Annotated in this window: 24 protein-coding genes and 1 tRNA gene; 17 read left to right on the top strand and 8 right to left on the bottom strand. The window is 64.8% G+C overall.

The window, feature by feature from the left end; translation table 11 throughout:
* Positions 1-210: 210 nt before the first annotated feature.
* The 5 genes from M1L36_RS17405 to M1L36_RS17425 are packed head-to-tail and all read right to left on the bottom strand — an operon-like array spanning position 211 to position 4904.
* Complete coding sequence (locus M1L36_RS17405) at positions 211-1065, bottom strand: ABC transporter ATP-binding protein (protein ID WP_250875006.1); 855 nt, start codon at positions 1063-1065, stop codon at positions 211-213.
* Positions 1062-1940: an ABC transporter ATP-binding protein gene (locus M1L36_RS17410; protein WP_250875007.1), complete on the bottom strand. Its 879-nt coding sequence runs from the start codon at positions 1938-1940 to the stop codon at positions 1062-1064. The genes M1L36_RS17405 and M1L36_RS17410 overlap by 4 nt, the downstream gene beginning before the upstream one ends.
* The gene (locus M1L36_RS17415) at positions 1933-3282 is read right to left on the bottom strand and encodes a branched-chain amino acid ABC transporter permease (RefSeq protein WP_250875008.1); all 1350 of its coding nucleotides are present in this window, start codon (positions 3280-3282) and stop codon (positions 1933-1935) included. The genes M1L36_RS17410 and M1L36_RS17415 overlap by 8 nt, the downstream gene beginning before the upstream one ends.
* On the bottom strand, positions 3279-4385 hold the full coding sequence (locus tag M1L36_RS17420) for a branched-chain amino acid ABC transporter permease (protein WP_250875009.1): 1107 nt from the start codon (positions 4383-4385) through the stop codon (positions 3279-3281). Before M1L36_RS17420 ends, M1L36_RS17415 begins: the two co-directional genes overlap by 4 nt.
* 60 nt (positions 4386-4445) lie before the next feature.
* On the bottom strand, positions 4446-4904 hold the full coding sequence (locus tag M1L36_RS17425; protein WP_250875010.1) for a hypothetical protein: 459 nt from the start codon (positions 4902-4904) through the stop codon (positions 4446-4448).
* A gap of 82 nt (positions 4905-4986) precedes the next feature.
* On the opposite strand from M1L36_RS17425, the gene M1L36_RS17430 reads away from it, so the two are divergent.
* The 7 genes from M1L36_RS17430 (at position 4987) to M1L36_RS17460 (ending at position 8166) form a co-directional block, all read left to right on the top strand.
* A complete protein-coding gene (locus M1L36_RS17430; RefSeq protein WP_250875011.1) occupies positions 4987-6171 on the top strand; it encodes a phosphoglycerate kinase in 1185 nt (394 codons plus the stop codon).
* Positions 6168-6653: a GNAT family N-acetyltransferase gene (locus M1L36_RS17435; RefSeq protein ID WP_250875012.1), complete on the top strand. Its 486-nt coding sequence runs from the start codon at positions 6168-6170 to the stop codon at positions 6651-6653. Before M1L36_RS17430 ends, M1L36_RS17435 begins: the two co-directional genes overlap by 4 nt.
* A 7-nt stretch (positions 6654-6660) precedes the next feature.
* Positions 6661-6734, top strand: a tRNA-Thr gene (locus M1L36_RS17440).
* An 80-nt stretch (positions 6735-6814) separates the two neighbouring features.
* Entirely contained in the window at positions 6815-7042 is a 228-nt protein-coding gene (locus M1L36_RS17445) for a hypothetical protein (RefSeq protein ID WP_250875013.1), read from the top strand.
* 106 nt (positions 7043-7148) lie between these two features.
* Complete coding sequence (locus M1L36_RS17450; RefSeq protein WP_250875014.1) at positions 7149-7493, top strand: hypothetical protein; 345 nt, start codon at positions 7149-7151, stop codon at positions 7491-7493.
* Positions 7478-7639 carry a hypothetical protein gene (locus M1L36_RS17455; protein WP_250875015.1) on the top strand — a complete coding sequence of 54 codons (162 nt, stop codon included), beginning with the start codon at positions 7478-7480 and terminating at the stop codon, positions 7637-7639. The genes M1L36_RS17450 and M1L36_RS17455 overlap by 16 nt, the downstream gene beginning before the upstream one ends.
* 32 nt (positions 7640-7671) lie before the next feature.
* Positions 7672-8166 carry a hypothetical protein gene (locus M1L36_RS17460; protein WP_250875016.1) on the top strand — a complete coding sequence of 165 codons (495 nt, stop codon included), beginning with the start codon at positions 7672-7674 and terminating at the stop codon, positions 8164-8166.
* Positions 8167-8323: 157 nt separating this feature from the next.
* On the opposite strand, the gene M1L36_RS17465 is transcribed toward M1L36_RS17460, so the two are convergent.
* From M1L36_RS17465 to M1L36_RS17475, 3 genes are read right to left on the bottom strand one after another with little or no spacing between them, the layout of a single operon-like run.
* Positions 8324-8665, bottom strand: coding sequence for a hypothetical protein (locus M1L36_RS17465; protein ID WP_250875017.1), 342 nt, complete (start codon positions 8663-8665; stop codon positions 8324-8326).
* 27 nt (positions 8666-8692) lie between these two features.
* The gene (locus tag M1L36_RS17470) at positions 8693-10600 is read right to left on the bottom strand and encodes a DNA/RNA helicase domain-containing protein (RefSeq protein ID WP_250875018.1); all 1908 of its coding nucleotides are present in this window, start codon (positions 10598-10600) and stop codon (positions 8693-8695) included.
* Positions 10601-10603: 3 nt separating this feature from the next.
* The gene (locus M1L36_RS17475; protein ID WP_250875019.1) at positions 10604-10951 is read right to left on the bottom strand and encodes a nucleotide pyrophosphohydrolase; all 348 of its coding nucleotides are present in this window, start codon (positions 10949-10951) and stop codon (positions 10604-10606) included.
* Between the two features lie 227 nt (positions 10952-11178).
* Here M1L36_RS17475 and M1L36_RS17480 point away from each other — a divergent pair, with 227 nt between their 5' ends.
* The 10 genes from M1L36_RS17480 to M1L36_RS17525 all read left to right on the top strand — a co-directional run bounded on the left by M1L36_RS17480 (position 11179) and on the right by M1L36_RS17525 (position 18649).
* A complete protein-coding gene (locus M1L36_RS17480) occupies positions 11179-11727 on the top strand; it encodes a hypothetical protein (RefSeq protein WP_250875020.1) in 549 nt (182 codons plus the stop codon).
* Between the two features lie 3 nt (positions 11728-11730).
* Positions 11731-11922 (top strand): hypothetical protein, encoded by a 192-nt coding sequence (locus M1L36_RS17485; RefSeq protein WP_250875021.1) that lies wholly within the window; start codon positions 11731-11733, stop codon positions 11920-11922.
* Complete coding sequence (locus tag M1L36_RS17490) at positions 11919-12131, top strand: hypothetical protein (RefSeq protein ID WP_250875022.1); 213 nt, start codon at positions 11919-11921, stop codon at positions 12129-12131. The genes M1L36_RS17485 and M1L36_RS17490 overlap by 4 nt, the downstream gene beginning before the upstream one ends.
* Entirely contained in the window at positions 12131-12424 is a 294-nt protein-coding gene (locus M1L36_RS17495; protein WP_250875023.1) for a hypothetical protein, read from the top strand. Before M1L36_RS17490 ends, M1L36_RS17495 begins: the two co-directional genes overlap by 1 nt.
* A gap of 168 nt (positions 12425-12592) precedes the next feature.
* Positions 12593-13525, top strand: coding sequence for a hypothetical protein (locus M1L36_RS17500; RefSeq protein WP_250875024.1), 933 nt, complete (start codon positions 12593-12595; stop codon positions 13523-13525).
* A gap of 265 nt (positions 13526-13790) precedes the next feature.
* Entirely contained in the window at positions 13791-14135 is a 345-nt protein-coding gene (locus tag M1L36_RS17505) for a hypothetical protein (RefSeq protein WP_250875025.1), read from the top strand.
* Positions 14136-14147: 12 nt separating this feature from the next.
* Positions 14148-14807, top strand: a complete 660-nt coding sequence (locus M1L36_RS17510; protein WP_250875026.1) for a hypothetical protein — start codon at positions 14148-14150, stop codon at positions 14805-14807.
* Positions 14804-16381: a phage terminase large subunit family protein gene (locus M1L36_RS17515; protein ID WP_250875027.1), complete on the top strand. Its 1578-nt coding sequence runs from the start codon at positions 14804-14806 to the stop codon at positions 16379-16381. Before M1L36_RS17510 ends, M1L36_RS17515 begins: the two co-directional genes overlap by 4 nt.
* Complete coding sequence (locus M1L36_RS17520) at positions 16372-17829, top strand: anti-CBASS protein Acb1 family protein (protein WP_250875028.1); 1458 nt, start codon at positions 16372-16374, stop codon at positions 17827-17829. The genes M1L36_RS17515 and M1L36_RS17520 overlap by 10 nt, the downstream gene beginning before the upstream one ends.
* Positions 17822-18649 (top strand): structural protein, encoded by an 828-nt coding sequence (locus M1L36_RS17525; protein ID WP_250875029.1) that lies wholly within the window; start codon positions 17822-17824, stop codon positions 18647-18649. The genes M1L36_RS17520 and M1L36_RS17525 overlap by 8 nt, the downstream gene beginning before the upstream one ends.
* The last annotated feature ends 10 nt before the right edge of the window (positions 18650-18659 follow it).

Below are 18659 nucleotides of genomic sequence, written 5' to 3' on the forward strand. Positions count from 1 at the left end.
GGCGACCCACACCCCGTAGCGACCGCACCGCCGCAGCGACCGCACTGTCGCGCCGACCGTAGCGACCGACGAGAGAACACGGCACACCGGCGAGCCCCAGTGACGGCGGCGTCGCTCGGCGCGAGGGGAGACGTGACGAACGGCGACGGTAGAGAGCGGCGAGGGCCGGCAGGTTGGTCGAGGTCGAGGTCGAGGTCGAGGTCGAGGTGGTCAGCCGCCGAGGAACTCCTGGCGGACCTCCTCGTCGTTGAGCAACACGTCGCCGTCGTCCTCGAAGCGGTTGCCCCCGTTGACGAGGACGTAGCCGCGGTCACAGCGCCGAAGCGCTTCTTTCGCGTTCTGTTCGACCATCAGGACGGCCGTCCCGCTCTCGTTGATGTCGTCGATACGGTCGAACATCTCGTCGACGAGGTCGGGCGCGAGGCCCGCCGACGGTTCGTCGAGCATCAACAGCTTCGGGTCGAGCATCAGCGCCCGTCCCATCGCGAGCATCTGGCGCTGGCCCCCGGAGAGCGTCCCCGCCTTCTGGCCCTGCCGCTCGCGGAGGATGGGGAACCGGTCGAACACCTCGTCGAGGCGCTCGTCGGGGAACTCGTCGAGGATGTACGCACCCATCTCCAGGTTCTCCCGGACCGACAGCCCCGCGAACACGTTCTCGTTCTGCGGGACGTAGCCGAGACCGTGGTGGATGATGTCCTCGGGGTTCTTCCCCGCGATGTCGTTGCCGTCGAAGTCGATGCTGCCGCCCATGAACGTCGTCAGACCGAAGACGGACTTCATCACGGTCGACTTCCCGGCCCCGTTCGGGCCGACTATGACGACGTACTCGCCGTCGGCGACGTCGAGGTCGATAGCGTCGAGCACCTGGAGGTCGCCGTAGCCCGCGTCGAGGTCGCGGACGGCGAGCAGACCGTCGGCGTCGTGGCGCGTCGTCTCGGTGCTCGCGCTGGCCCGCTCGGCGGTCTCGCGTTCGGCCGCCTGCTGGTCGGGGTCGTCACCGAGCGTCTCCGCTGCGGCCCCCGACTCGACGCTCGACTCGCCGTCGGCGTCCGAGTCGGCGCTCATAGCGTCTCCCCCAGGTAGGCGTCGATGACGCGGTCGTCGTTCCTGATGTCCTCGGCCCCGCCCTCGGCGAGGACCTTCCCCTGGTGCATGACGATGATGTGTTCGCAGTGGTTCATGATGATGTCCATGTCGTGCTCGACGAGCAGGAACGTCAGCCCCTGGTCGCGCAGTTCGTGGACGCGTTCGAGCAGTTTCTTCTCCAGCGTCGGGTTGACACCGGCGAGCGGTTCGTCGAGCAGGACCATCTCGGGGTCGGTCATCAGCACGCGGGCCATCTCCAGCAGTTTGCGCTGGCCGCCCGAGAGCGACCCGGCGTAGTCGCCGGCGAGGTGGTCGATCTCGAAGAACTCCAGGGTCTCCCACGCGCGTTCGCGGAGGTCCTCCTCCTGGGTGACGACCTGATCGCGGAGTCCCGGCAGCACCGAGTATGCGAGCGACTCCCCGACCTGCCCGCGCGGGGCGAGCATCATGTTCTCGAGGACGGTCATGTCCTCCATCTCGCGGGCGATCTGGAACGTCCGGACGAGCCCCTTGTTCGCGACCTGTTCGGGCCGCAGTCCGGTGATGTCCTCGCCCTGGAAGTACACCTTCCCCGCGGTCGGGCGGTGGACGCCGGCGATGCAGTTGAACGTCGTCGACTTCCCGGCCCCGTTCGGGCCGATGAGACCGGTCAGCGACCCGGCCTCGACGTGGAAACTCGCGTCGGCGACGGCGGTGATGCCGCCGAACTCCTTCCGGAGGTTCTGAACGCGCAGCGGGATGCCCCGTGGAGTCGACTTCGCCGCCTCCTCGACGGCGGAGTCCGCGGTTCCCGGTTCCTCGTGGTCGGCGTCGGTGCCGTCGGGAGCGGCCTGTCGCTCCTCGGTGTCACTCATCGCTCTCACCCCCCTGGGACCGCCCGCCGTCGGTGGCGGCGGTCTGGCCTCGCTTGCGGTCGCGTTGCATCAGGTCGACGCTGGAGGCGACCTCCTTGCGGTGGCCGAGCAGGCCGTCGGGGCGGTTCTGCATCAGCCAGACGAGCAGGACCCCGATGATGATGAACCGCATACTGTCGATGTTGGCGACGACGAACCCAACGAGGGGCATCGGGTCGGCCGAGAACAGCGGCGTCACCGCCTCGACGGCGGAGTTCGGTCGCGGCAGCGTGAGGTTGAACGTCGAGACGATGTTCGAGATGTACGTCGGCAACAGGAACAACAGCGCGGCGAACACCGCCCCGCCGAGGACGCTGCCGGTGTTCGACCCCGACCCGCCGACGATGAGCGCGATGAAGATGTAGAACGTCAACACCGGCAGGAAGTTCGTCGTCGGGTTGACCGACTGGTTGCCGAGGCCCTGCCAGAGCGCGCCCGCGAGGCCCATCAGCGCACAGCCGAGCATGAATATCTTGATTTTGAACAGCCGGGTGTCCTTCCCGAGGGACTCGGCGACGAGTTCGTCCTCGCGGATGGCCTTCAGCACGCGCCCGAACGGCGAGTTGCCGGTCCGTCGCGAGAGGACGTAGACGATGCCGACGATGACGAGCAACAGAAGCGCGTACGTGAGGTCGACGACCAGGTTCGTCCGAGCGACGCCCAGCGACTCGAACACGCCGAAGACGGCCTCGCCGATGGCGTTCGGTTCGGACGTGACGTCGCCGGGGTTCTCGTAGTACAGCGTCCGTGCGGGGTTCGACGGGAAGTTCCGGAACCCCTGGCCCGCGCCGGTGATTTCGGCGAAGGGCCGAGCGAGTAGCGTCGTGCGGATGATCTCGGACATCGCGACGGTGGCGATGGCGAGGTAGTCGGCCCGGAGCCTGAGCGCCGGGAACGCCGCGACCAGGCCGACCAGCGCGGCGATGAGCATCGCGCCGAGGATGCCGATGGGCAGCGGAAGCCCGAAGCCGGCGGGGGTGCCACCGGGGTCACCGCTCAGGATGCCGACGGAGTACGCGCCGACGGCCATGAAGCCGGCGACACCGATGTTGAACAGCCCCGCGTACCCCCACTGGAGGTTGAGCGCGAGGACGGCCAGCGCGTACACCGCGACGAGGAACGTCATGTTGACGACGGTCCCGAGCACGCCGGCGGTGTCGTACTGGAGGTACATCCCGACCGCGGCGAACAGCACCCAGAGTGCGAGCATCGTGACGAGTAACAGCGCCGCGTCGTTGACGCCGCCGCCCTGGCTGAACCGCGTGCGAAGCACCGAGAGGCGTTCGCGTGGGGAGTTGCTCATGTCGTCTCCACCCCGCCGTAGATACCCTGCGGACGAACCAGCAGGATGACGATGAGCAGCGCGAACGTCACCGGGAGGGTCATGTCGGACCACGGACCCCTGAGCCAGATGGACGACGCCTGCTGGGCGATACCGATGACGACGCCACCGACCATCGCGCCGTACACCGACCCGATGCCCCCGAGGATGACCGCCGCGAAGATGAGCAACAGGAGGAGCCACCCGATGTTGTATGCGATGGTCCCCTGAGTGAGGACGACGAGGAAGCCGGCCGCCCCCGCGAGACCGCCGCCGAGGATCCACGTCGAGCGGATGACGCGTTCGGTCGGGATGCCCGTGACCCGGGCGAGGTCCTCGTTGTCGGCCATCGCTCGCATCGACTTGCCGAGTTTCGTCCGGGTGAGCAGGAGGTGGACCCCCAGCATCAACCCGAGCGAGGCGACGATGATGGCTATCTGGTGGGAGTCGACGATGAACCGGCCGAGTCCGAGCGTGTCACCGACGAAGAAGCGACGCGTGCCGGCGGTGACCCCTGGCCGGCCGGTGCCGTAGACGAGCGCCAGCAGGTAGCGGACGGCGAACGCGACGCCGATGCTGGCGATGAGGAGTGAGATGCCCTCCGCCCCGCGCATCGGTCGATAGACGATACGGTCGAGCACCAGCGCCATCGCGACGGTGACGACGACGCCGACCACCAACCCCACGACGACCGCGAGCGGGGCCGACGTGATACTCACGCCGACGCGTCCGGCCGGCGGGCGGAGCAAGAACAGGTCCCCGAGCGTCGCGATACTGCCGCCGGCGACGATGTACGCCGTCGACCACCCCGAGAACGCGCCGACGGAGACGTACTCCCCGTGGGCGAAGTTCGCGAAGTTCAGGATGCTGTACGTCAGCGAGAGGCCGATACCCGCCAGACCGTAGATGAGTCCGATGACCAGGCCGGTCCAGAGATACGTCATCAGCGTGGCCGGCCCCAGTGCCCCGGTGACGAGTCGCCGGACCAGGTCCAGCAACAACAGCACTGCGACCGCCCCCGCGACGAACGCCGCGGGATTGTCGAGGAATCGGCCCCCCCATGAAGTTCTGTCGCTTACTGCCATGAGTGTGTGTCACGCACTCATCGGCGGTCGACGGATAAATAACCCACCCTCCTCGGCGGGTCAGAATCGCTCGCTGCCCAACACTTGTTCGGAGATTCGGTCGGCGCGCTGCTCCGGTGACTCGCGTCGTCGGAGCGTCCCCACGAGGTAGGCCACCGTGGCGACGGTCGCGACGAGGAGGGTTCCGAACGACAGGCACGCGACGGCACGGAGCGGGACGCTCGCCCGCACGGGGTCGGTCGGCGTCCCGAACAGGGCGGCGCTCCCGAACAGGAGCGCCCCGGAGAGAGCGGCTACCGCCCCGAAGGCGAACCCTATGCGTTCGCGTTCGGGAACGGGCCGGTGTGCGAGGCGGTGGGCCGTCGCCCCACAGCCACCGGCGGCCGCGACGAGCGACCAGCGTGCGAGCAGCGGGACGTCGCCGGCGAGCGCGCTCGCCGCACCGAACGAACAGGCGACGAGCACGAGCGCCAGCGCGGGGAGGACGAGCGACGCTAGGCGGTGGTTACGGTCGGTCACAGCGGGCGCTCACGGGTTCGGAGGGATAAGAGCTGGGATTAAGAGGGGAACAACTTAGGTCGCCGATGGTGGAGGGTGTCGCATGGTCCGGACGCTCGACGACCTCGACGCCGCAGGTGCGGCCGTCGGAGTGCGCGTCGACATCAACAGTCCAATCGACGACGACGGTTCGCTCGCCGACGACTCCCGCCTGCGCGCGCACGTCGACACGCTCGACGAACTCGCCGGCCGCGACGCCCGTGTCGTCGTCCTCGCCCACCAGGGTCGACCCGGCGGTGACGACTTCACGACGCTCGCCGCCCACGCCGACCGCCTCGACGAGCTGCTCGACGCTCCCGTCGCCTACCACGACACGACGTTCGGCGCGGACGCCCGTGGGGCCGTCGGCGCACTCGACGAGGGACACGTCCTGGTCCTCGAGAACACCCGCTTCTACAGCGAGGAGGTGATGGCGTTCGACCCCGAGGTGGCCGCCGAAACCCACCTCGTCACGGGACTCGCTCCCGCCCTGGACGCGTACGTCAACGACGCGTTCGCCGCCGCCCACCGCTCACAGCCCTCTCTCGTCGGGTTCCCGGCGCGACTGCCGGGGTACGCCGGTCGGGTCATGGAACGGGAACTCGACGCGCTCGGGGACATCGGTTCGACGCCGACGCCACGGGTGTACGTCCTCGGCGGCGCGAAGGTCGACGACTCCATCGACGTGGCGGCGAGCGTCCTCGAATCGGGACTCGCCGACCGGGTGCTCACCGCCGGCGTCGTCGGGAACACGTTCCTCCACGCTCGGGGGGTCGACCTCGGCGTCGAGTCGACAGAAGTGGTCAAAGAGCGCGCCGGCGAGGCGCTGGCCCGTGCCGAACAGCTACTCGAGACCCACGGCGAGCGCATCCACACGCCCGTCGACGTCGCCGTCGAGCGCGGGGGCGAGCGCGTCGAACTACCCGTCGAGGACCTCCCGACGAGCGAGCCCGCGATGGACGTCGGGGCGGAGACGGTCGCGGCGTACGGCGACGTGCTCGCCGATACGGGGACGGCCGTCCTCAACGGGCCTGCCGGCGTGTTCGAGATGGACCTGTTCTCGGCCGGGACCGCCGACCTGTTCGAGGCCGCCCGGGCCGCAGAGTACACCGTCGTCGGTGGGGGTGACACCGCCGCGGCCCTCCGTCGACTCGGCCTCTCCGGGTTCGACCACGTCTCGACCGGCGGAGGGGCGGCGTTGAAGCTCCTCACCGGTCAGTCGCTGCCCGCGGTCGAGGCGCTGTCGTGAGGGTCGACCCCCCCGGAATCGACGAGGCCGACGCCCTCGCGGACGCCTGGGTCTCGCTGGCGGCCGACCAGCAGGCGTACGACTCCCACCTGCTGGCGGAGCCGAACCGGGGGACGGCACGTGAGACCATCTGTCGCTCCATCGTCACCGGGGGGATGCTCGTCGCACGGACGGACGACGACACGGTCGCCGGGTTCGTCCAGTTCAGTGTCGAGTCCGGCGCGTACGAGACGGACGTCCGGAAAGGACTCGTCGAGAACCTGTTCGTCGACCCCGACCACCGCGACGCGGGCGTCGGGTCGACGCTACTCGACGCCGCCGAGTCGGCGCTCGCCGCCGACGGTGCCGACGTCGTCGTCCTCGACGTGATGGCCGGAAACGAGGACGCCCGTCGGTTCTACCGTCGTCACGGCTACGACCCGCACCGAATCACGATGCTCAAGCCTGTCGAAAACGATATACCCGGCGAGGGGGACGGTTGAACAACGCGCCAAGGGAGCTTGGGTGGTTCAAGCACTCGATTTGTAATCGAGAATACGTGGGTTCAAATCCCACCCTTGGCTCTTACCAATTCGTTGACAATTGAATCAACCAGCGGCGGTGCTGGTTGTAAGGCAGCTCCTACTCGCGGGGTGGTCGCGTCATGAGCGACCTCACCGTCCCCGAGGAGTTCGATAACTGGCCGTTCGACGTCAGGTCGTTCGTCCTCGCGGAAGCGAACACGGCGGTCGAGCTACGCGAGCAGATCGACAGCCTCGCCGGTCTGTCAAGTGACGACTGGGAATCCGACAACGCCGGGGCGTTCACGAAGACAGAGTTGGCGACGCTCGTGATGGCGCTGGGCGGGCCACAGGGAGGTGACGCCCAGTGAGTCTCCAGGCCACGAAGGGTATCACTGCCGACTACTGCCCGTGTTGTGGCGCAGCGCTCGTCGACGACGCGCGCGAGTGCCTGCGCTGTCGGAAGGTGGTTTACCGATGAGCCACGGGACGGCCCACATCAAAGACGCCACCGCCGACGGGCAGCTCCGGGCCCAGACGTTCATCCGGAAGCTGCGCGAGGGCTGTGTCGTCCGCATCCGGACGCGCGCCGGCACGTACACCGTCCGACAGAACCCGCGTGCCGAGCGCCGCGGCCGCCGTGAGTTCACCGTCATCCACCACGGCTACGGCGGGGGATTCGTTGGCCGGTTCGGCCAGGACGCCGGCACGATCGAACGGCACGTTGAGCACGCCGAGGGCGAGCGCGCCCTGCGCATCGGCGGACGAGGTGATTGGCCCGACCATCCGCCAGTCCCCGAGGACAGATGGGGTGGAGCGTGATGGCCCGCTACCGACTCTACTGTCCCGACTGTGGTGCGGAGGGGACGACGAGTGACCGCTGGACGCTCGACGAGTTGCTCGTGATGCACGAGGACAACCACCCGCGTCACGCGCCGGACTACGAGACCTTGGAGGTGAGACAATGAGCACCGACGCTCGTCGCGCGGAACTCCAGTCGATGGAGAAAGACGAACTCGTCGACGCGGTGTTCGTCTTAGAGAGTCGTGTCGACTCGCTCACCAGGTCGCTGAACGCACTTCAGGACCTCGTGGTCGGGCCAGAGCAACTCCCGAAGCACATCCAAAGCAGTGAGCCGGTGATCGATCGCCTCGCCAAGCTAGAGGGCACGGTGACGCCCGACCCGACCGCTACGGCCTACGCGGAGAAGAGTCGTGAACAGAAGGTTCGTGAGCTACGCATCGCACTCGGCCGTAAAGGCCGCTCGAACGGTGGGAAGGCGTCGATGGACTACAACGCTGTCCTCGCCGTCTTCGACAACCGCCCCAGTGCTGGCCATTGCTACAAACTCATGGAACTTGCCGGCCACCTCGAGGGCTTCGAGTACGACTCTACGAATGCTGACACGAAGCGGCTTCTCGTGAATCTCGACGCTGTGAAAGACGACGCGGTGCTTCACGCCGTGAACAACCCGACCCACTCGGAGGCCAACTGAGATGCCGATTTTCTATCCCGTAGTTCCACCGCCGTTGTTTTTAACTCTACCCCAGTTGTGTTGTTATGTGTAAGTAAAGTGCGGTTAGCGACGGGTATACCGACTCTACGCCGTCTCCGCCGGCGTGGAGGAAGGTGAACGCCGCCGCGACCGTTGTTCACGCCGTGAAACCCACCCAATGTCCGAACCCAATTTTGCCGAGTCGTCCGGACCGACCAGCCACCGCGTTCTCACCCCCCATGTCGTCCGGGCGGTCATCGAGGAAGCGGTCGCCGCGGACGACCGCGACCTCGCCCGTGGTGGCGTGCATAGCTCGACGATCCAACACCGCCTTGCAGAAGACTACGACCTCTCTCGTGAACCGAAGACGGTCCGTGATTACCTCCGGGAACACCGCGACCAGCTCGATCTCGCCGAGGTGCGGGGGCTCAACCCCGAGACACTCGTACCACGGGTCTCCTGGCTCCCGACGGAGCATCCTGACCTCTCGCCAGTGCATCTGGCCGACGAAGAGTCGTAGGCTAACTTACTGCGGGAGTTCGACGGTGGCGTCTCCGCTCGTGATTTCTGCCACGCGCGATCGCATGTACTCCTGGAGGTCGTCGTCACAGCAGTAGATGTAGCAACCCTTCATGCCGCGGGTCATCAGCGTTCGATAGGTGTTCTTGATGATCTCGTCAGCCAGTTCTCGCGCATCATCCGGCCGCTCCTTGGTCATCTTCTTCATCCCGTGGACCGACCGGTCAGCACTCGCTCGCGCTTCGTGGTCGGTGACCAGTTCGCCATCCTCGTACCGCAGGTCGTCACCGATGATGACGCCGACGTAGTCGAATTCGAGCCCCTGGCTGGTGTGGATACAGCCCACCTGGTCGACCGACCCTTCGGCGATGGCCCACGGGTCGTTCGCCTCGAGATTCCAACTGCGTTCGTAGTCGCCGATTGTGATGTCCATGGACTCGGCATCGGGCTTACTCTCTTTCTCCCAATCCCAGCAGTACCCAGCAACGACCCGGGAGAGCCGGCCGTCCTCGTTTCTCGCTTCGATGGCATCGTGCAACTCCTGAGGTGAGTCGAACACCCGAACGTCGTACTTGACATCCTCCTCCATCGGGACGGCCAATTCCCGGATGTCGAGGACGTCCTCGAGCCAGTCGATGTAGTCCTCGGAGCCGGCACACCGGAGTTGCGACGTCAGCGACCGTTTGGTTACCTCGGCACCCAACTCGGCGGCGTGTTTCTCGATCTCGTCGATGGAGCCGATGTCCTTGATGTGGACGCGCTGGGTCTCGTCGATGAAGAAGACGGAGAACTGGGCCGCGTTGATGATTTCCATGATCTGGTTCTCGCCGTGGCCGAAGAAGTTGGACTTCTCGTTCAGGCGATGGGCTTCGTCGGCGATGAGCGCGTCCAGCGTGTTCGGTTCCTCATCGACGTAGCTGCCAGCGCCGGTGAACAGGTGGTTGATGTCCTTGACGAGCATGTCCCCCCTGAGTTTCTGCTCGTAGACGTCTCGGGGCGCACTGTTCTTCGAGACGTACTGCGCGGTCAGGTCCTGCTGGAGGAGTTCGACGAGGATGTTGATGGCGACGACCGTCTTCCCCGTTCCGGGGCCTCCTTCGACGATGAGGACGCGCTTCTGGTCGTCTTGTTGGGATTGGGCGGCGAGTTCGAGCGCCTTCTCGTAGACGACCTTCTGGGAATCGATGAGCGTGAACTCGTTGTTACCCTCGAGCATCTCGAGGATGGCATCCTGAAGTGACTTGCTGGGCGTTAGCGGGCTGGCGTCGATGTTCTGCAGAATCTCTCCGCCGTCGCCGACCTGGATCTTCGACTCGAGGAACGCACTGAGTTGCGCGACCTCGCCACGGAGGAACAGCGGCACCTCGTCGGTGTACTGCTGATAGGCTTCGTGTTCGAGTTCCTCGCGGGCTTCGGGCTCGTAGTTGTGGAGATACGCAATTGGATGGAGGTCGACGGGCGTCTCCTGGATGTACTGGTTGAAGTCCTCGAGGAACTGCGTGTACGACCACGCCTGATAGCACGGGTGAGTCGTCTCGCGGATATCGTTCCCGAGGTACGTCTCGATGATACCGTCTTTGTGGGCGACGGCCTGGGTGGACTCGCCTTCCCACTGTTTCAGTTCGACGATGATGGCGTTCGCGTTGCCGGCCTCGTCGTACCCGGAGATGATGAGATCGACACGGCGTGAGGTGAGGGGAATCTTGAACTCGACGGCGATACCCGCGTCGTCGGGGATGTCGCTGCTGGCGAGGACCTTGTAGACGTACTGGAAGGAGTTCTCCCAGGAGCGGACCTCGCTGTCGCTCCCAACAGCGAGTCCCTGGTCAGCGTGTCCCTTCTTGATCTCGGCGACGAGCCGATCGTTCAGAACATCGTCCAGCAGCCCGGCCTTCGTATTCTCGTAGACAAGCATTCGCTATTCGTCATATTTCTTGTTGGATGACGCGTATTCATCCTTCGGATAGCGTTCGCGATTGGTGTCAAGTTTATCGGCGAGCGCCTGTTCGAGATCGACGTCGTAGAGGTCGGCGAATCGGAGGGTGAAGAAGAGGACATCGGCGAGTTCGGCTTCGATGGCCTGTCGGGAGCCTGCGTCTTCGAGGAGAGCGGCTTGCTCCTCGGTGTCCTTGAACCGAAACTGTTCGAGGAGTTCGTTGGACTCCGTCGACAGCCCGATGGCAAGATCCTTGGGGGTGTGGAACTGCTCCCAGTCGCGTTCGTCACAGAACTCACGAATCTCCTGATTGAGCGCGTCGAACTGCATGCCTTGGTCTTCACTGCAGGCGACATAAACGCTGGACAGGTGGGGCGCTCCGAGTGACAAGCAGGGCCCGACCACGTCGAATCCGACGGCCAAGGGCTGACGTGGCCAATCTCCGCTCGCACAACGCTTATGGCCGAGACTGGCAGTTGTCAAGGCAAGACGCCTCTGCGTCGCACCCGGCCACCGGACGTCTGGATGATGGTGCCCGCTTCAGCACTCGCTTTCTCATGATTCAACAGCACGCGTTCGATCCCCAGAGCGGCGCTCCTCTCTCGCGTGACCGCCACTACCCCGGTGCGTACCGACACGGCGTTCGGACACCACTCAACCACCCGAACGCAGAGTGGGATGACTCCCGAGAGGGCGCCCTCACGAACGGCGAACTCCGCTCGGCGCAGCAGGGTTTGCTCGGGTACTTTCGGCGGGTCCAGCGCCAGGTCCGCCAACCAGAACCCTCGATCGATCGGCAAGCAGCGCTCGCCCTGAAGCGCCTGAAAGCCGCCACAGACGCCATCGACACGTTCGTCTGGTACGCGCTGGCCGAGTACCTCGCCCGTCAGGGTCACTGGGTAGCGTGGATGCTCGACCACACGCACGCGCGGAGTCCCCACTGTGCCTCCCGCGTCAAGTTCCGCCCAGCCGTTGGGCGTCTCGAGGCAGTGTGTGCCTCCGCTCCGAAAGCCCACGGCGCCGTCGATGAGGCCATCCGCGATCGGGTCGGCGATATCTACACCGCAGCGTTCGATGAGGACCTCCAGGAGTTCCGGGTGCTGTGACTCATGGCCGCAGCTCCAGGCACGCGTACGACCGCCGTCCATCCACTGACCTCCCTCCCCTCGGAGTGTCGTGTCCTCGGGGAGGTGTTCCAGCCACATCTCCGCTCGAGTGAGTCGAACCTGTTCGTCCGCGTCGAGTTCGACACCGGCGGGCGCTACCGAGTTCCCTTCGATGCCGTCGAGAACTATGAATGAAGCTCCTCAGCGCCGACAACTTGCTCGTCGCCGGGCTCTTCGGCCTGCTGGCGTTCGTGGTTGTCAACGACGTCCGGCGCCCCGGCTACCATCCGACCTGGCAGCTGTACGTCGCCCTCCTGGGGGCGATGCTGGTCGTGATGGGCTACTCCGTCGATTCACAGTGGGTCACCATCGGCACGGCGAGCCAGGAGGACGATAGCTCGTGATGCGCTACCCGCTTCCGCCGGACCTGCAACTCGCACTCAAGATCGGCCTCATCGCCGGCCTGTTGCTCATCGGATTAGCGGTCGTGTTGTTCCTCGCGCGCAGCGAGTACGGCTGGTCACCCGTCAAGCTGACCGCCTGGGGAAGTGTCATCCTCCTGCTCTCTGGCGCGCCGTGGTTCGCCGTCGAGGGCGACGCCGCGCTCGCGATTGCGATTGCGTTCATCGGCGCGCTCGGCATCGGCCTCGTCCAGTTCACCCGGTTATGGGACCAGGCCCACCGGCCTGAGTCGTAGATTGGTGAGATTGGTAGTTTATCCCACGCGCAAATCCACTGAGCGGGCCCCAACCCGGCTTGTCAGCGATCATGTAATGGACGCCGGGCTCAGACCGGCATCTATGCGTCATTGTATATGTAATATTAATATAGAAATATTTAATACAAATTATTTCTGCTCTAACATGTGAGCGAGCAAAATTCCAAAAGTGAATCGACAGTTAATAGACGAGAAGTCCTTCGGAAGACGGCGATTTCGCTGAGTGTTGCGGCCACGGGAACCAGTGTAGCCGCAGCCGATCCTGGTTCGAACGAGTCTGGAGATGATTCGACAGGGACAGAAGGCCCAGACGTTGGGACAAACGATGCAATCGATGGGGGATCCGGGGGCGGTGGTTACCCCACACTCTACGTCAACCTGTACAATGTGGACACGATCAGCGACGGACGCAGAGACAGCGTTCAGAGTGCTTTGGAGGGTGTAGCAGGCCAAATCGGGACCGACATCAATGTCAGTCGTACCACCGTTGATGGAAGCGACTATTCCGGGTGCATGGGCTGGTACAACATGTATAACGTCCTCGATTCGACGCAGTACCTCGGCGACGGTACCATTCACTATCTCGTCTTTGACGAGTCCGAAATTTCGGATTGGAGAAAAGGGCAGGGTCATGGTGGCGAGGGAATGCGATCCACGACGACCGCCAGCTGGACTAGCGACTTGATGTTCGGGTATAATCGGCCTGGCATTGCGTTCCTGAACGGTGATATGAACTTTAGCGGTGCAAGAGTCGAAGGAACGATATTCGATAATATCGCCAAAAGCGAGTTCGCACGGACGATAATGGACAAGTCGAACTCGCCGGCGACTCAGTACGGGCACGCTGATGACATCAACTCCTTCGGGACGGTCCACAACGGGTTGGTCCCTGGGGACACAGCATCTCCCCTCATCACCGGGAAGACTGGCTACAACAACCTCGTGACCGGCGGCTCTGATGACGCACTTGCAACTTGTAGCGGAGATGGTACTCCCCCACGAGCAGAGTACACAACCGGTACCCTCTCGGACTGCGCACTTAGTGAGATGCGACGGTATCTCAGTGACGACATGTACTGATTCTCGATAGTTCGAGGGCCTATCCTGCTATCTGGTCGCAAAATACAATCGTCGTCTCAACTACCGCCACATCGTCTCAAGAAGTGCTGCAAAACATGTGGAAGCCCCTGGTCAATGCAGATTCCCATGCCCGAGTTGGAAACGGCCTCTGACAGCCACTCCTAGTCCCGCATCAACAGGTAGTGGTGGCGACAGTATAATTCACCCACCTCGAATGATAGGTTTGGCATTTGCCATCACGTCTCTGACTCCGCTGTAACTCCCTATGTCACGCAAACCACTCCACGGCGACGACTACGTCTTCGACGACCCGCCCGCCTGGCTCCCCACTCCACTCCAGAAGGTAGCTGGAGACCTCATCTACGACGAGGCGCATGCGCTCGAGCTCGGTCTGGTCGGCATCCCGCTGGGCATCGCCCTCACGCTGGGTTACGACCGACTCGCCATCGGCACGCTCATCGCACTCATCACAATCGCGTTCGGCCTTCGGGCGGCCCCAAACTCGTTGCCCATAGCCAGCCGCACCGTCCAGAAGGAACCCTGGTACTTTCTCATCGTCCTGATCGGGTCGATGACGCTCGCGGCTGGTGCGGTCGCGATGGTTCACTGAGTGAAACGCCCCATGGGAGAACGCAACTACGCAGAGGAGTGTGGCGACTACGGCGGGTCGAACCGTGATGGCGAACCGTGTGGTCGGCCGGCCGGGTGGGGAACGGACTTCCCCGACGGCAAGTGCCGCCATCACCGCGGGACGTCCCCCGACGGAACGAGCCACAACGACAACACGAACGCAGTCACGCATGGCCTGTACGCCCAGACGAACGCGACCTACCAACAGGTCCTGACCGACGACGAACGCCAGCTCGTCGACGACATCTTCAGCGACTACCTGGCCGACTACGAAGCACGCCATGGCGAGGCGACGACCGGGACGAGAGCCGAGCTGTTCCGCATCGCCGTCTCCTACGGCAAGCACGTCCACGCCGACCGATGGGCGATCGAGAAACCCGAGAGCCTGGAGTCGGGCAACGCCGCAGTCGACCGCGAGACGCACGTCAGCGACGGTGGCGAGACGTACTACACCTACAAGGAGACGGTCGTCGCGAAGGGCCAGCGGGCACTCTCTCGAGACCGCAGGGCGTGGCTGAAAGACCTCGGTCTCATGGGTGCGTCACCGGACGATCGCCAGGCGAGCGCACTCGAGGCGGGCCTCGACCTGACCCTCTCGACCGACGAGAAAGCTGCCCTCGATGGCACGTTCGACACCGAGCCCCAGACATGAGCCAGACAGACCAGGCGAGTGCCGCGGCCATCGCCGAGCGTAACCCGCTGGCCCACCCGGCAATCGCCTCGGTCCAACTGTTCGAGTATTCACTCCCCCCGGGCGACCATCTCAAGGAGCTGTACAATGCGCTGTGGAAGGCCATCGACGCGGACTTCCCCCACGCCCCGAAGAAGATTGCTCGCCTGCTCCCGCGTGGACACGGCAAAAGCGAGAGTGCGGGCGTCGTGTTTCCGACGTGGGTGTTGCTCACCCACCCGGACGTCCGCGTGGCCATCATCTCGAAGACGGCCAACATCGCGGGCGAGCGCGCCGGCAAGGTCGTCGACGCCATCGAGCGCTGGGCGCCGACGTTCGGCATCGACATCGACAGTGCGGCGGGCCACCAACTGACGACTGCCGCCAACGACCACAAAGAGCCCTCGCTGAGTGCCTACGGCCTCGAGAGCCAGCTGACGGGCAAGCACTTCGACGTCATCATCTGGGACGACATAGCCGACTGGGAGAACCAGCGTACCGAGACCCAGCGCCGGAACGTCCGGGAGTACTTTCGAGACTACACGAAGAACCTCGGCGACCCTGACAGCGTCCTCGACGGCGGGTTCGTTCAGGCGATGATTGGGACGCGAAAACACCCCCAGGACCTCTACGAGACGGACGTTCTCCACTCAGCGACGTGGGATGCGAAGGTCTCGAAGGCTATCCGTGAGACCGACTGGCCGCTCATCGAGCAACGGGCGTGGTCGGTTCGTGGCGACGACGGGGTTGTCTACGACGACGTCGCCGACCTGCCGGCGGCCGTCAACCTCGCGAACAACGGCGTCATCCCGGAGCGCGACCTCACCGTCCTCTGGCCCGAGCACAAACCCCCGGCGTCACTGTTGTACGACATCGTCGACGGCGACGACTCACTGCCCATCTGGCGGCGTGAGAACCAGCAGGACCCCCACGCCCTGAGCGGCGAGGTGTTCAAATCGGAGTGGCTCACATACGTCGACGAGCTCCCCCACCCTGTATCGAGCTATCGTTGGGTGGCGGGGATGGACATCGGCCTCGTCGAGGACCTCCAGCAGGCCGCCGAGAACGACACCGATTACACCGCACTGGCGGTCATCGCCTGGAATCCCTCGGCCAATCGAGGCTACCTCACTCACCTCGCCCACCGCCGGGGCATGTCAGTGAAGGGGGCAGCGGACTGGGCGGTCGAGGAACTCACCGAGTACGACATCGACGCGATGCTCGTCGAGCAGAACGCCAACCGTGGCGTCGCCCAGCGTCTCCGTGATGAGACACCCATCCCCGCCGAGGGTGACACCTCGACGGGCAGCAAAGAAGAGCGGATTCACAACCTGGCCGCAGAGTTCGAGAGTTCCCAACTCCGCGTCGTCGGCGACCCCTCGAACGAGGAGTGGCGAGACTTCGAGACGCGTGAGTGGCTGCAGTTTCCCAACGCCGCTCACGACGACCGCCTCGACGCGATTGAGATTGCAATGCGTAACGTCATGACCGACACAGGATCTACAGCCGGCGCCTTCGGCACGCCAGCGACAGGGAGGTCGAGCAGATGGCGATAGAACACCCTGACGACCCCGACGGGCCGACGCGGGCTGACTTCGGTGGGCTCCGGAACCAGGCGGTCCTCGCCGCTGCGCTCGGCATGGCCTATGGCGGGAAGCGAGACTACTACGACAACTTCGCCTGGGACCGCTCGCCCGATGTCGAGGACTACTACGCGTCGTTCCTCCGCAACCCGCATGCTAACGCAGTCATCTCCATCCCCGCGGAGACGGCCTGGCGGAACGCCCCGGAGTACGTCGACGAGAAGACCTCTGAGGCAGGGGCGGAGACGGACTTCGAGTCCGACATCGCCGACGTCGTCAACAGCACACGACTGTGGCACTACTGTAAGCGCGCGCACCTGCTCTCTCGCATCGGGCAGTTCGGGCTGTTGATGATCGGGTGGGCCGACGGCGAGGACCAGCAGTTCGCCGCGCCCGTCGACCGAACGGCACTCAGCCAGAACGACCCCGGCGACGCAATCGAGTGGCTCCGCCCGCTCTCACAGCTCTCGGTCACGGATATCCGGTGGGCAGACGCCAGCAGCGGCCGGTGGGGGCATCCCGAGTACTATCGCATCGACTTCTCGGACGAGAACGACGCGGGGACAGCGGGTGTCTTCGGCGCTGGCCAGCGCGAGCAGTGGGTCCACCACAGTCGCGTCATCCACATCGCCGGTGGACTGCTCGACGACGAGGTCCGGGGGACGCCTGCGCTCGAACCGATCTACAACACGGTCACCGACCTGCAGAAACTCGAAGGCAGTGCGGCGGAGGCGGCGTACTCCATCGCCCGGCCGGGGATTCACGTCAACATCGACAAGGACGCGAGCCTGCCGGAGGGGGCTGAAGAGCAGATCGATGCGGAGACCGACGCGTACGTCAACGAGTTCCAGCCGATGATGCGGACCCAGGGCGTCGAGGTCAACCGCATCGCGGGTGACCAGATCGACCCGGAACAGATCAAGCAGGCACTCATCGAGACGCTGAGTGAATCGACGAAGATTCCACAGAAGATTCTGAAGGGCAACGAGAGCGGGGAGGTCGCGGGGTCACAGGACCTCCGGGAGTTCTACGGTGCCATCGCCGAGCTCGTCGAACAGGTCTGTGACCCCCAGCTCGTTCGGGAGTTTGCCGACCGGCTCATTCGATACCAGGTCGTCGCCCCACCGGCCGGTGATGATTACGACGTCGAGCGTGAGCCACTCGCCGAGCAGGACGAGTTGGAACAGTCGGAAATTCAGGAGAACCGGTCGACCGTCGTCAAGAACATCGCCTCGTACGCGCCCGGCCTCGACAGCGCAGCCATCGCGCAGTTCATCGAAGACGGCGAGTTCCCCGAGATGGACGACACCGACCAGCCCGCCCCGGTGAACCCTGCGGAGGACGCAGGCGCACCGCCCACCGGCGCGACACCGCCAGCGCTCGCGAATGGTGGGGAGGGCGGGTCGGGCGACGATGGCTAGCGGCCCAACTCGGACGAAGGGGCTCCGCAACGAGTACCGCGTCCGACTCGCCAAACCGTTCCGTCGACTGAAGGGCGCGGTCCGGACGACCGTCATCGACAACGATGCCTTGGGACTCGGCTCGGACGTCGATGCACTCATCGCCGCGGCCGACGACATCCAGCCGGCGGGTCGGTTCTCGTTCAGCACGGATGCCGAGGCACAAGACGAGTTCAACGACTGGCTGGAGCGTCAGGCCAACCGTGGCATCCTCGAGGTGATGCGTCGTCAGCGGATTCGGAATGGCGAGCACTTCACCGCTCGCTACGTTCGGAGCGCCTACTCACGCGGCGTCCAGTACGCCGACGCCCGACTGCGGGACCAGGGCGTCGAGCCGCCGGATGCCAGCCTTCGATCGACGTTCAACCAGCCTGTCCACGCCGACACGCTCGAACAGTTGTACACGCGGTCGTACGACGAACTAGCGACGGTCACCTCGGACATGCAGACCGCAGTGCGGCGGGAGCTGACGACCGGGTTCTCACAGGGGTGGAATCCTCGGAAGACGGCTCGGAATCTCACCGACCGCATCGACAAGATTGGCATCACCGACGCCGAGCGTCTGGCTCGGACAGAGACGATGCACAGCCACAACTCAGCCTCACTCCGGCGGTACGGCCAGGTGGGCGTCGAGAAGGTGCGCGTCATTGGGTACTCACCGTGCCCTGAGATCTGCGCGCCAATCGTCGGAAACGGCCCGTACCCACTCGACGACATCCCGCTGGGCGGACCACCACTGCACCCGAACTGCCGGGGTGCTCTGGCTCCGGTCGTCAACTAACTGGTTCAGC

The organism is Halomarina rubra, assembly GCF_023699475.1.
Classification (GTDB): Archaea; Halobacteriota; Halobacteria; order Halobacteriales; family Haloarculaceae; genus Halomarina; species Halomarina rubra.